Raw genomic sequence first — 13242 nt, 5'->3', positions numbered from 1 at the left:
ACTCTATCAGTCAGGACCGGGATAATCCGAAACTGCCTTATGCAGGTTACGGCCGTTTGCGGCCTCCATACCATCGCCGCAGCTGAAATACCGGTTCCCAAAGACCAGCCCAGAAAGCATGTTGAAACCAACATGAGCAAGTTGCAGGAAGTTACCCTTACCGGAAAGGTCACTACAGAGGGCTCGTCCGAAGGTTTGCCCGGTGTCACAGTCGTGATCTCCGATGTCAATGGCAACAACAAGCAAGGTGCAACTACCAATGAATCAGGCTCATTCAGCTTTGCGAACCTGCAGACCGGCCAGCGCTATAACCTCGAATTCAGCTACATCGGTTTTGAAAAGCAGTCCTTGAAAGATTTCCTTTTAACGGAAAGCAATGCTAATTCGATCGAAATCAAACTAAAGGAATCGGCATCCAATCTTAGCGAAGTAGTGGTTGTCGGCTACGGCAGCACTACCAAAAAGGACATTACCGGTTCGGTGAAGTCACTGAAAAGCGCGGAGTTTAACCAGGGGATCATAAATTCACCCGAGCAACTATTGCAAGGAAGGGTGTCGGGTGTAAATGTTACCTCGGCCACAGGTGAGCCCGGCGGCAAGACAAACATTACCGTTCGCGGTCCGGGCGGTGTGCGTACAGGAAGTACCCCATTGTTTGTCGTGGATGGTATGGCGCTTGACAACAGCGGTACCGGCGGAGATGCCAACCCGCTCAACTTCCTGAACCCACAGGATATCGAATCGATCGACGTACTGAAAGATGCCTCCGCCACAGCTATTTATGGTGCTCGTGGTGCGAATGGCGTAATCCTGATCACGACAAAAAAAGGCAAATCCGGCCAGGCCGTTGTCACCTATTCGGGAAGCCTGGGTATTTCCAATGTGGCTCGCCCGCTGGATGTGCTCTCGGGTCCTGAATTTCTGGCCGAAGCGTCTAAACTGGGCGCAACAGTAGCCGACGGCAAAACGGATACTGACTGGCAAAAGGAGATTTTCAGAACCGCCACCACCCACAACCATAATATATCCGTTGGAGGCGGGAGCGAAAAAATGACATACTACGCTTCGTTTGGCGCCCAAAAACAGCAGGGGATCCTGAAAAACAGTCAGCAGAACCGCTACACGGGCCGCATGAACCTCTCCCAGAAACTGTTTGAGGACCGTGTCACATTGGATTTCAACCTCAATGCTACGAATACCAAGAACCAGCGCCCGAATATCCAGGGAGCGATTGGTAGTGCCCTGACCATCAATCCAACTTACGCACCTTACGGGGCCAACGGCCAACTGGCACAATACCAGGATTTCACCAACCCGCTGTTCATTTTGCAGCAATACAAGGAGGTACTCACCACCAACCGTGTACTGGCCAGCATTTCGCCGTCTGTGAAAATCATCGACGGGCTGGTGTACAAGCTGAACTTCGGCATCGATAACTCAACGGCCACCCAGGATAAGCAATTGCTGCCTAGTACGATCCCGGCCGAAGTCGGACGTCTGGAAACCTACGGCCTGCGCAACACCAACAGGCTCATCGAGAACTACCTGACGTATAATCTGGATACGAAAATGCACAGCCTGACGGCTTTGCTGGGTCACTCCTACCAGCGTATTTTTATCCAGAGCCGGAACTTCAGCATTAACAAATTCCCGATTTCCGATATAGAGCCTATCTACAATCCAGGTCTGGGACAGGATCTGTCGTTGGCACTCAACCAGCCCGGCGGTTTCGCGACGATCAATGAATTGCAATCGTTCTTTGGCCGCGCCAGCTATGGTTTCAAAGATAAATACCTGGTAACAGCGACATTGCGTATCGACGGTTCTTCCAAATTCGGCTCGAACAACAAATATGGTTCTTTCCCCTCATTCTCATTGGGCTGGAGGGTTTCAGAAGAGCCTTTTATGAAATCATCGCCCTTCTCTGAGCTGAAACTTCGCGCGGGATGGGGATCGACGGGTAATCAGGAAATTCCTTCCAAAATCACCCAGGCAAGGTTCACGTCGGTGGTTTCGGGAACGACCAGCTATCCGCTAGACGGCGGCACTACGTATCCGGCAGGAACCACTTATACACGTCTAGCCAACCCTAACATTCAATGGGAGGTTTCCAAACAGACCGACCTGGGTCTTGATTTCGGCTTGTTCAAAGGCGCATTGAGCGGGGAAATCGATTATTTCAGGAAAACTTCCGAAAAAATCCTGCTTGAAGTGATTCCTGCCGACCCGGTTCAACCGGCTGGTACTTTCTGGACCAATGTACCTGACATGCAGATTATCAACCAGGGTCTGGAGTTAGACCTGAACTACCGCAATGCACTGGAAAACGGTCTGAAATACTCTTTAGGTGGAAATATTACTTTTATCAAAAACCGTGTGGAACATTCGCCTTATACAGTAATCCCGTCGGGTTCGGCGCAGGGATCGGGTCTGACTTCGGCGACGATCAATGGTTATATCAATGGCGAGGCCATCGGCTCATTTTACCTGAAAGAATTCATCGGTTTTGACGAGAAAGGTATCAGCAAGTTCCGCGATGTCGACGGCAATGGCATCGTCAACGACGCCGACCGGATCGTAGCCGGGACTGCATTGCCTACCCGTATGTACAACTTCAACGGAAATATCAGCTTCAAGGGCTTTGATCTGAGCGCCAACTTTAATGGCGTAGCCGGTAATAAAGTGTATGACAACACTGCCAATTCTAATTTTTACAAACTGAAATTATCCAAAGGTGTGAACGTAACACCCGAAGCGCTCGAATCGCCCGAGGAATCAGTCAACAATTCGGCAGGCGTATCAACAAGGTATCTCAAAAGCGGCGCTTATCTGAGACTCAACAACCTTGTACTAGGTTATAATCTTAATACTGCCAAGCTGGGCATCAACAGATGGGTACAAACAGCCCGCATTTCGGTAACGGGCCAGAATCTGGCATTGTGGACCAAATACAACGGCTACGACCCGGAAGTTAACAACGACCGTTCGATCGCTGGTATCACCTCTTACGGTATCGATTACCTAAGTTATCCGAAAGCGAAAACCGTCATTTTCTCGATCAATCTTGGCTTTTAATTATTGACCCATGAAGAAGAAACTATCAACCATATTTACGGTAGCCGGCCTGCTTATGCTCAGCAACGCCTGCACCGACCTGAAAGAACAAGTGCTGGACGAAACGCTCAGCGCAAAGCTTTCGGAAGAGGAAACAGCCAACGGGCTACTGGCACCTACTTATGCATTGCTGCCCAACCTATTCCAGCATACGACCTATTTTGCATTGCAGGAAATTTCGACCGATGAGGCCATCCTGCCCTACCGTGGCGGCACCGACTGGGGCGACAACGGTATTTACCTGGCGTTGCATGCGCACAATACTACCAGCACAGACCCCAACGTGAACAACACCTGGAACCAGCTTGTACAGTCAATTTCGAGGTGTATCACCGCTATCGAAGGCCTCAAAAGCGCCACATCTCCCAATGCAGCGCTTTACACGGCCGAGGCCCGCGGTATGCGCGCCTACTACAATATGGTGCTGCTGGATTTGTTCGGCATTGTATTTGTGAAGGATGTTCAGGGGACTACCTCGAAAATTATCCGTGGCGACGAGGCTGTTAAATACATCGAAAGCGAATTCCTGGCCGTTGAGCCTACTTTGCAACCGAAGTCGGTCGTAGGCCCCGGCCGCCTGAACCAGGCCGCTGTATGGAGCTTGCTGGCCCGCCTGAACCTGAACGCTGCCGTATACCGCAACATTTACGGCACCACTTTCGATTTCAAAGCCGAGGATATGGACAAAGTGATCCAGTACACCGACAAGGTGATCAACTCGGGCCAGGCCAAACTCTCGGCGGACTATTTTGCAATCTTCGGCAACGCCAACCATACCAACGAAGAGATCATTTTCGCGGTAGACCAGCGTGCTGAATTGAACGGACATAACCGTATGGCCTACTTCTCGATTTCGGGCGACCAGTTCCCACTGGCGGAATTCCCAACCGCAAACGGAACCGACGGGCCTGCCATCACGTCCGATTTCTATCAGAGCTGGGTTCAGGCCTATGGGGCTGTCGATCCTTCGCGCGACCCTCGTTTTTACCAGCAAAACATGTCTGTTTACACCAATGCGGCCGATACTTGTGTGAACGACGCCGATTACAAAATCAACCGCGGTATCCTCAGAGGCCAGCAATATGGTGCATTGCGCGTCAATGGCGCATTCCTCCGCTGCCCGGACGGCAAGCTGAAAGTAGGGAAACTAAGCTACGTAACTCGCAACCGGGCCGACCTGCCGGTGAGCTTCTCTGAAATGATCGACTTTACTACCGCCGGAAGCAATTACAATACCGGCTACCGCGTAGAGAAATACGAATTCAGCAGCAAGTCGAACACGGGTCGTAACCGCGGCGAGGCAGACATCGTGATCGCACGTCTGGCAGACATTTACCTGATGCGTGCGGAGGCGAAACTCCGCAAAAGCAACGATGCTGCCGGTGCTCTGGCCGATGTAAACCTTGTACGCGCCTCACGCACAAAAACGCTCGCGCCTCCTGCACTGACGGCGATGAACCTCGACCTGCTTTTCCGCGAGCGCGGTTTCGAATTTTACTGGGAAATGCTCCGCCGCCCGGATATGATCCGTTTCGGCAAGTATGAAGGTAAATGGACTGAAAAAACCAACGCCGACGTAAAGAAACGCATCTTCCCGATCCCGCAAACGGCCATCGACGGTGCATCGAACCAGCCGGGATATTTGAGGCAGAATGATGGGTATTGATCTGATTCATTAATGTATAAACGTCGAATGCCGGGAGCGACTTCCGGCATTCGGCATTTATACATTGGCAGACACGGATTTATTCACTTTTCAAGCTCGCTACCGGGTTCGTTAATGCGGCCTTAATGCTTTGAAAGCTGATTGTAATAATGGCAACCACCAGGGAAAGCAAGCCGGCCAGGGCAAAAATCCACCAATCGACACTTGTTTTGTAGGCAAAATCCTGCAACCAGATCCGCATCCAATACCAACCCGCAGGCACAGCAATCACAATCGCTATCAGCACCAGTTTAAGAAAATCTTTTGACAATAGTGAAACGATACTGGCGACAGAAGCACCAAGTACTTTGCGAACACCGATTTCTTTGGTCCGCTGCTCCGCGGTAAACGTGGCCAGGCCGAACAAACCCAAACAGGCGATGATAACAGCAATTGCGGAAAACACAAGAAATAAATGTCCTTTTTGTTCATCTGAACGGTATTGTTTTGCAAATGCCTGATCCAGGAAATCATATTCAAAAGGTTGGCCTGGGTTAACCTCGTGGAAAGTAGATTCGATATAATGTAATGTGGCCGCCATATTGTCTTCCGACACTTTAACCAGCAGATTATCGGCTTTTTCCTTTTTCAAAACCAAAATCAGCGGTTCGATCCGGTTGTGCAGCGAGCGCAAATGAAAATCGCTGATAACACCCGTGACAGGAACCTTTTGGGCGTCCAGCTCGACCAATCCGTCCTTGTAGCTCTTCCATCCCAGTCGCTTCATGACGGCCTGATTAATTAATATCGCATTCGAACTGTCGCGATCGGGCACCGCGGAAAAGCTGCTCCCTTCAACGACGTGGATTTGCAGCACCTCTGTAAAATCAGGATCTACATCAAAATATTCCGAACTGATGGATTGTTCCCCACCCCTTTTGTAAAAACTGAATGTGGTCTTATTGTTCAACTGGTTCCCAATTGAGCCATTCGTCAGTGATGCATGGCTCACCGAAGGGCTTTGCAGGATTTTGCTCCTCAGAACCGTCGCGGTTTGTTGGAGCGATTGATTCTTCAAAGGTATCACAATGACCTGCTGCTGATTGAAGCCGAGCTTTGTATCGCGCATAAAATGGAGTTGCCGGTAAACGGTAATGGTGCCGGCGATCATTACCATCGAAATAAAAAATTGAAAAACAACGAGCGACTGTCTGAACAATATACCCTTTCCGGCCTTTTCCGCAGCACCCTTCAGTACCAACGCCGGCTTGAAACGCGACAGGATCAATGCCGGGTATAGCCCGCTGAGCAGGCCGGTGAGCAGGGCAAATCCTACGAAAAACCCGATCGTAGTGATATTCGAAAAATCGATAGCCAGCGTCTTTCCTGATATCTGGTTGAAAAAAGGAAGTAATGCATTCAGCAGCAACATACTGATCAGTAAGGCCAGAAAGGTCGTCAGGACCGATTCGGCAAGAAACTGCCCCACCAACTGGGACCATCGCGAACCGACCGCCTTGCGAACCCCGATTTCCCTTGCCCGCCCAGCAGACTTCGCAGTGGAGAGATTCACGTAGTTGACAATCGCGATAAGCAAAATAAAGAAGCCAATCACCGAAAAGGTATACACATAATTCAGGTTACCTCCATTTTCTTCTCCCATCAAATGCGATGATTTCAGGTGAATGTCCGTCAACGGCTGTAAGCTCATTGCAAATTTTACTTTAGTCCCGTCGGTATCGCCGATTACCTCGGCAATGTACTTTTTATAGAAGGCAGGCAATTTCCTTTCCAGTTGGGCGGCCCGGCTTCCTTTTCTCAAAAGCACATAAGTCAGCGTATTGAACCCGTCCCATTTGTCGAGCCTCACCCGGCTGATATCCTCATTGGTGTATGGTAAAACGGCATCAAATTTCAAGTGATGATTGCCCGGAGGATTTCTGATTACTGCTGAAATCGCAAAAGGGATATCGTCCTTTACCACGACGGTTTTGCCAATCAGTCCGGTGGTTTTATTAAACAACGCAAGCGCCAGTTTCTCGGTTAATATCGCGCTGTTTTTAGTCGGTAAGGCAGTACGCGGGTTCCCTTCGATAAACGTGTAGTCAAAGAAAGAGAACAGCGTGGAATCGGCGCAGATTATTTCTTTAGCATTCAATGATTTATTGCCGACCCGAAACAGTTGCTCACCTTTCTTGACCCTTAAACTGTTTTGAATTTCAGGGTATTCCTGTTGTAACGTGTTTGCGAACGGGGCCGAAGCCAAACCCAACTTATATTCGTTACTTTCCCATTTAATATTCAGGTTGACCCTGTAAATATCGCCAGCACGCTGGTGGTAACGGTCATAGCTCAACTCATTCTGCACATACAGCCACAATGCTACCGCGCAAGTCATGCCGGTAGCGAGGCCGGACAGGATCAGGAAGCTGTATGTCTTGTTACGAACAAGGTTACGCCAGGCGATTTTGAAGTAATTTTTGAGCATATAAGCGCATTTTGGGAATTGACCTATTATGATCCATTTGGTGTCAAATTACTATACCAGTTCTCAAAAAAGGCTTTTGTGACGCCTGGCGCTATTTACGGTGATCTTCGTGTACGCTTTCGAACAGAACTCGTTCATTTTCGGCGGTCGGCTTATGAATTTCCCATACTTCGTTCCAATACCTTCACGATTTCAGGGCCATCGCTCAGCCCTCACCGGCCACTCTCCATACCACCGTCAAATCCGCAGCGACGACTCCCTGATCACCAGCTCCGAGGGCAATACAATGCTCTCCGGTGCGAAATCCCCGGATCCGTTCAACTGATTGAGAAACAAGCGGGAAGCCTCCATCCCGATCTTGCGGCCCGGGCGGTGAACGGTGGTGAGCGAGGGAAATGTGTAAGCCGAAATCGGTGAATTATCAAAACCGACAAGGCCAATATCCTGCGGAATGCGCAGACCTTTGTCCTTGGCTACCCGCATCGCGCCGATTGCGACCTGGTCGTTTACCCCGAAGATCGCGTCGGGCGGCGAAGCCAGTTCGAGCAGGCGTTTGGTAGGCAAAATGGCGCTTTCCACATTGAAGTTGGTATTGAGAATCAATTCTTCCCGGATGGGCATGCTGTATTTTTTGAGACAATTGACATACCCCTTGAAACGCTGTTCGGAAACAGTGAGGCCATTAGGCCCTTTCAAATGCGCGATTTGTTTATAACCTATTGAAATCAAATGCTCTACCGCGGCAAATGCGCCATGGTAATCGTCAACGGTGGCCCGGCTGGTTTCAAAATCCTCATATTCTCGGTCGATGAAGATCAGCGGCGTTTTGCGCTGGATCACGTTCTCCAGATGCTCATAGTAACCCGCATCATAAGTTTCCTGCGAAACTGACAGGAATATCCCTTCCGTCCGGTTGGAGAGCAGTTTGGAAAGCGACTCTTTTTCAAGCAGGTAACTTTCATTGGTCACACAGATATTGAGCGTGTAACCCATTGGCTGCAACACCGTATGAAGGCCTTCGATCACCGCGGTTTCGTAATAATTGCTGATCGTCGGCACTACTACCCCCAACGAAGCCGTCTTTTTGTTAAGCAGGCTCAGCGAAACTTCATTACGTTGGTAACCTACCTCTTTGGCATATTCCTGAATGTTCTTCCTGGTGTCTTCGTTAATGGCCGGATGGTCGTTCAGCGCTCGCGAAACGGTGGATGGGGAGCACCGGAAACGGCGTGCAATGTCTTTGATCGTAACAGGACGTGAGGAATTCATGAGTTGGAATAGGACAATTAATTCTTTGAAATTTTTTCAAACGTTTGCATTCAATATTAACATATTTACATTTTGTGTTTAATTTATACAACACTATCATTGTGCAAATGTAATGGATTTACCACAATGAGTAACCTGCTGATCAAGCCCCGAACACACGATAAGACCTATCATTCCCTCACGGCCGAACAGGCTGGATGGACCTACCTGAACTTCGAGGCTAAAATACTGGAAGCGGGCGAACAAATCGCGGGTGATACGGGCGAATATGAATATTGCTTTGTATTGCTGGGCGGAAATTTCAAAGTAGAAGCCGCCGGGCAGGTCTGGGAAACAGGGAATGGTCGCAAAGACGTGTTCAGCGGGATCGGCCACGCGATGTACCTTTCGCGCCGCACGCCTTTTGTGCTCACGGCCCAGTCACCGGGCACCGATATTGCGATCTGCAAGGTCCTTTCCGATGAAGACCATCCGCCCCGCATGAAGCGCCCCGAAGAAGCCGCCATCGAATACCGCGGTGGCGATAATGCCAACCGCCAGATCAACAGCCTGCTCGAACCGGGATTTGGATGCCATAAAATCGTTTGCGTAGAAGTTTACACGCCTTCGGGCAATTGGAGCTCATTCCCTGCGCACAAGCACGACGAGCGGAAAATAGATGCCGACGGCAACCTGCTCGAAGCGAACCTCGAAGAAATCTATTTTTATAAAATCGACAAGCCGCAGGGCTACGCAATCCAGCAGGTTTACACAGAAGATCGTTCGCTGGACGAGATTATCCGTGTGAAAAACAACGAAGCGGTGCTCGTTCCGAAAGGCTACCACCCAGTGGTGGCAGGCCACGGCTACAACGTATATTACCTCAATTTCCTCGCCGGAAGCGATCAGTCGCTTGCCAATACTTCCGACCCCGACCATGACTGGATTTACCGAACCTGGAAAGGCTCCGACCCCAGATTACCGATTGTCACGGTCGAAATGAATGGATGAAGGGTACTTCGGCTGTCGGCTGTCGGCTTGTTCAGTTGAAGAAATGTAGTGCAATACAATAGAAATGGCCAAAAGCGAGCATTCAAACTAAAACATAAAACAGAAGCCGACGGCCGAAAGCCGAAAGCCGAAGTTCCACAAACTATGCCCAAATACGACCTTCTTACCCTTGGCCGCTCGTCCATTGACCTCTACTCGGCCAACGTGGGCAGCCCTTTTGAAAAAATCGAGGCATTCAACGCCTTTGTAGGTGGTTGTCCGCTCAATATTGCTACTGGGAGCCGTCGGCTGGGTCTGGAAACGGCCATCCTGACCGGTATCGGAAATGACCAGGTTGGAAATTTTATTAAACACTTCCTTGACAACGAGGGCATCGTTACCGAATGGGTTCCTGTCATCGAGGGTACCCGCAGCTCCGCCGTTGTGCTGGGCATAGAGCCCCCCGATCGCTTCCCGCTGGTTTACTACCGTGAAAACTGCGCGGATATCAACCTGAATATCGATCACGTATCCGCCATACCGTTCCAGGATTTCAAGGCTGCGGCATTCTCAGGAACCGCATTCAGCAAGGACCCCAGCCGTACGGCGATGTTCTACGCGCTGGAACTGGCAAAGAAAAACGGCGTTACCAGACTTTTGGACATTGATTTCCGCGCCGACCAGTGGTTCGATCCGCGTGCATTCGGGGTAACGATCCGGGCGGCGTTGGGAAGCTTCAATATCGTGGTAGGAACCGAAGAAGAAATTCTCGCGACTTTCCTGACCGATAAAGAGCAACTTTTAATTAAACATCAGCAAATATCTGCGCCGGAGATACGGGGGAATATTGAGAATGCAATCAGTGAAATCCTGAAATCGGGGGTAGAAACACTGGTTGTGAAGCGTGGTAAAGACGGTGCCTCCATTTTCCAACCCGGAAAGGAAGAGGTGAAAGTGCCGGGTTTCCCCGTCGAGGTACTGAATGTACTTGGAGCGGGTGATGCTTTCTGCGCCGGCTTTTCGTTCGGATTGCTGCGCGGCTGGGATTTATATAAAAGTGTCAGAATGGGCAATGCATGCGGGGCAATCATCGTCACGAGGGAAGGTTGTGCGAATTTCATGCCGGCCTACGATGAAGTAATGGAGTTCGTGAAAGGATACGGAGGTTTATAAGTTTTAAAATACAAATGGAAAAATTACAGAATTACATCAACGGCCGCTGGGTCGACAGCCATTCCGACAACTATGTGGATGTGCTCAACCCCGCCAACCAGGAAGTGCTGGCAAAAGTACCCTATGGCACTGCGCAGGACGTTGCCGATGCCGCCGCGGCCGCTCACGAAGGTTTTCAGGAATGGAGAAATACCCCCGTCTCGAAGCGTGTGCAATATCTTTTTAAGCTAAAAACACTGCTCGAAGACAATACTGATGATATTGCACGAACTATCGTGCTCGAATCGGGCAAGACGTTCATCGAAGCCAAAGCCGAAATGGTGCGCGCGATCGAGAATGTGGAGAATGCCTGCGGTATGCCGACATTAATCCAGGGCGAGTTTTCGGAAGATATTGCCAAAGGTATCGACGAGTATATGATCCGCCAGCCCCTGGGCCCGTGTGCGTGTATCGCGCCGTTCAACTTCCCGGGCATGATCACATTCTGGTTCCTACCTTACGCGCTCGCCTGCGGGAACAGCTACATTATCAAGCCGTCGGAAAAAGTGCCGCTGACGATGACCAAGATCGTCGGATTAATGCACCAGCTGGATCTTCCTAAAGGGGTGCTGAACCTCGTGCAAGGCGCCCGTGAAACGGTGGACGCGATTCTGGAACATCCGGTGATCAAGGGTATCAGCTTTGTAGGCTCCTCCAATGTTGCGCGCTATGTGTATTCCAAAGGTTCTGCCAACGGCAAGCGGGTGCAGGCGCAGGGCGGGGCCAAAAACCCTGTAATCGTTCTGCCCGATGCCGATATCGATATGACCTCACAAATCGTGATCGACAGCGTTTATGGCTGCGCAGGCCAGCGATGCCTGGCGGCCTCTACGATCATTACAGTGGGCGAGCACAAGGATATTACCGAAAGCCTGGTGGAATCGGCCAGAAACCGTAAAACCGGTTTCGGACTTGATGCTGACGTACTCATGGGTCCGGTAATTACCTCAGAAAGCAAAAGCCGCGTCAACAACCTGATTGAAAAGGGCTTGCACGAAGGGGGCCGCCTGCTGGTCGACGGGCGCAATGCGAAAATTGACGGCTATGAAAACGGGAACTTCATCGCTCCTACGATCATCGAGGACATTCCGCTCGACGGCGAACTGGCAGCGACCGAAATTTTCGGTCCGGTATTGAGCCTTGTGCACATCAATACGATCGACGAGGCGATCCGTTTTATCAACTCCGGAAAATACGGCAATATGGCATGTATTTTCACCAGCAGCGGTCTGAACGCACGTCGTTTCCGCCATGAGGCCGAGGCAGGTAATATCGGTATCAACATCGGCGTAGCCGCTCCTGTGGCGCAGTTCCCGTTCTCGGGCTGGAAGGATAGCTTCTACGGCGACCTCCACGGCCAGGGCAAGCATGCGGTCGAATTCTTCACCCAGACCAAGGTGGTAATCGAACGCTGGCTGAAAGAATGGAACAGGAAATTTTAAAAAAGACAACTCGCTCGCAACTTCTTAAGATGACAAAAAAACTCAAAACCGGTGTGATTGGCCTGGGCCGGATTGGCCAGATCCACCTTAGCAACCTGGTGCACCATATGCCCGACGCGGAAGTAATTATCGCTTCCGATCTCTCCCCCGCTGCACATGCATTTGCACGTGACCTCGGTGTTCCCCAGGTCGTTACCGATGCTTACGATGTGATCAACCACCCCGATGTGGAAGCGGTGATCATTTGTTCGCCAACACCTTTTCACGTGCCCTATACAGTGGCTGCGGCGGAAAAAGGAAAGCATGTTTTTTGTGAAAAACCACTTGACGTTACCTTGGAAGCGATTCAGGCGGCAGAAAAGGCGGTTTCAGACAACAATGTGAAGCTCATGCTCGGTTTCAACCGCAGATTTGATGCCAACTTCACCAACGTGAGACACCTGGTTGCCAATGATAAGATCGGTGAGCCGCATATTCTGCGCATTACGAGCCGTGACCCCGCACCACCTCCGGTAGAGTACCTGAAAGTTTCAGGCGGAATTTTCCTGGATATGTCTATTCACGACTTCGATATGGCGCGTTACATCGTAGGAAGTGAGGTGAAGGAGGTATTTGTGAAGGGCGACGCGCTCATTCATCCGGAAATCAAAGAATTTGGCGATATCGACACCGCTGTAATTGTTTTAACCTTTGAAAACGGGGCCATAGGCGTAATCGACAACAGCCGTAAGGCCGTTTACGGTTACGACCAGCGACTGGAAATCTTTGGTTCGAAAGGAATGGCAAAGGCGGAAAATAACACCACCGATACGCTCATTCATTTCGACAGTAATGGCGGCCACAGCTCGCTGCCGCTGCATTTCTTCCTCGAAAGATATGAAACAGCCTACCGTGTTTGCCTTAAAACGTTCATCGATTGCGTGTTGAAAGACACTCCGTCGCCTGTCGACGCACACGATGGCCTGATGGCAACCGCCATCGGTATTGCGGCCATGAAGTCGCTAACCGAAGGAAGGAGCGTGAAACTGGATGAAGTGCTGCAATATGCGGTGATTTAGGCGATGATTAGGTGTGGTCATTTATAGTCAGATGTAGTCAGGAGT

8 protein-coding genes are annotated in these 13242 nt (G+C 50.4%); 6 read left to right on the top strand and 2 right to left on the bottom strand.

Annotated features, from left to right (window positions below; translation table 11 throughout):
* The first annotated feature begins 39 nt into the window (after positions 1 to 39).
* Together AAHB90_RS06375 and AAHB90_RS06370 are read left to right on the top strand one after the other, a co-directional pair.
* Positions 40 to 3075, top strand: a complete 3036-nt coding sequence (locus tag AAHB90_RS06375; protein WP_342084398.1) for a SusC/RagA family TonB-linked outer membrane protein — start codon at positions 40 to 42, stop codon at positions 3073 to 3075.
* Between the two features lie 10 nt (positions 3076 to 3085).
* The gene (locus AAHB90_RS06370; RefSeq protein ID WP_342084107.1) at positions 3086 to 4780 is read left to right on the top strand and encodes a RagB/SusD family nutrient uptake outer membrane protein; all 1695 of its coding nucleotides are present in this window, start codon (positions 3086 to 3088) and stop codon (positions 4778 to 4780) included.
* 79 nt (positions 4781 to 4859) lie between these two features.
* Here the strand turns inward: AAHB90_RS06370 and AAHB90_RS06365 are convergent, their stop codons facing one another.
* Both AAHB90_RS06365 and AAHB90_RS06360 read right to left on the bottom strand, forming a co-directional pair.
* The gene (locus tag AAHB90_RS06365; RefSeq protein WP_342084106.1) at positions 4860 to 7247 is read right to left on the bottom strand and encodes an ABC transporter permease; all 2388 of its coding nucleotides are present in this window, start codon (positions 7245 to 7247) and stop codon (positions 4860 to 4862) included.
* 237 nt (positions 7248 to 7484) lie between these two features.
* On the bottom strand, positions 7485 to 8516 hold the full coding sequence (locus AAHB90_RS06360) for a LacI family DNA-binding transcriptional regulator (protein WP_342084105.1): 1032 nt from the start codon (positions 8514 to 8516) through the stop codon (positions 7485 to 7487).
* Between the two features lie 126 nt (positions 8517 to 8642).
* Here AAHB90_RS06360 and iolB point away from each other — a divergent pair, with 126 nt between their 5' ends.
* From iolB to iolG, 4 genes are all read left to right on the top strand, one after another.
* Entirely contained in the window at positions 8643 to 9506 is an 864-nt protein-coding gene (gene iolB, locus AAHB90_RS06355) for a 5-deoxy-glucuronate isomerase (protein ID WP_342084104.1), read from the top strand.
* Between the two features lie 144 nt (positions 9507 to 9650).
* The gene (gene iolC, locus AAHB90_RS06350; protein WP_342084103.1) at positions 9651 to 10658 is read left to right on the top strand and encodes a 5-dehydro-2-deoxygluconokinase; all 1008 of its coding nucleotides are present in this window, start codon (positions 9651 to 9653) and stop codon (positions 10656 to 10658) included.
* A gap of 14 nt (positions 10659 to 10672) precedes the next feature.
* A complete protein-coding gene (locus AAHB90_RS06345; RefSeq protein WP_342084102.1) occupies positions 10673 to 12139 on the top strand; it encodes a CoA-acylating methylmalonate-semialdehyde dehydrogenase in 1467 nt (488 codons plus the stop codon).
* Positions 12140 to 12168: 29 nt separating this feature from the next.
* Positions 12169 to 13197, top strand: coding sequence for an inositol 2-dehydrogenase (gene iolG, locus AAHB90_RS06340; RefSeq protein WP_342084101.1), 1029 nt, complete (start codon positions 12169 to 12171; stop codon positions 13195 to 13197).
* Positions 13198 to 13242: the final 45 nt, after the last annotated feature.

The sequence above is a fragment of the Dyadobacter sp. OTU695 genome (assembly GCF_038440355.1).
Lineage (GTDB): Bacteria > Bacteroidota > Bacteroidia > Cytophagales > Spirosomataceae > Dyadobacter.
Note: the sequence above shows the minus strand (reverse complement) of the source record. Positions and strands in the feature narration are given on the sequence as shown.

Excerpts from the sequence above, each read along its gene's own strand:
- AAHB90_RS06375 (WP_342084398.1), top strand. The coding sequence starts at position 40 with ATGCAGGTTACGGCCGTTTGCGGCCTCCATACCATCGCCGCAGCTGAA.
- AAHB90_RS06370 (WP_342084107.1), top strand. The coding sequence starts at position 3,086 with ATGAAGAAGAAACTATCAACCATATTTACGGTAGCCGGCCTGCTTATG.
- AAHB90_RS06365 (WP_342084106.1), bottom strand. The coding sequence starts at position 7,247 with ATGCTCAAAAATTACTTCAAAATCGCCTGGCGTAACCTTGTTCGTAAC.
- AAHB90_RS06360 (WP_342084105.1), bottom strand. The coding sequence starts at position 8,516 with ATGAATTCCTCACGTCCTGTTACGATCAAAGACATTGCACGCCGTTTC.
- iolB (WP_342084104.1), top strand. The coding sequence starts at position 8,643 with ATGAGTAACCTGCTGATCAAGCCCCGAACACACGATAAGACCTATCAT.
- iolC (WP_342084103.1), top strand. The coding sequence starts at position 9,651 with ATGCCCAAATACGACCTTCTTACCCTTGGCCGCTCGTCCATTGACCTC.
- AAHB90_RS06345 (WP_342084102.1), top strand. The coding sequence starts at position 10,673 with ATGGAAAAATTACAGAATTACATCAACGGCCGCTGGGTCGACAGCCAT.
- iolG (WP_342084101.1), top strand. The coding sequence starts at position 12,169 with ATGACAAAAAAACTCAAAACCGGTGTGATTGGCCTGGGCCGGATTGGC.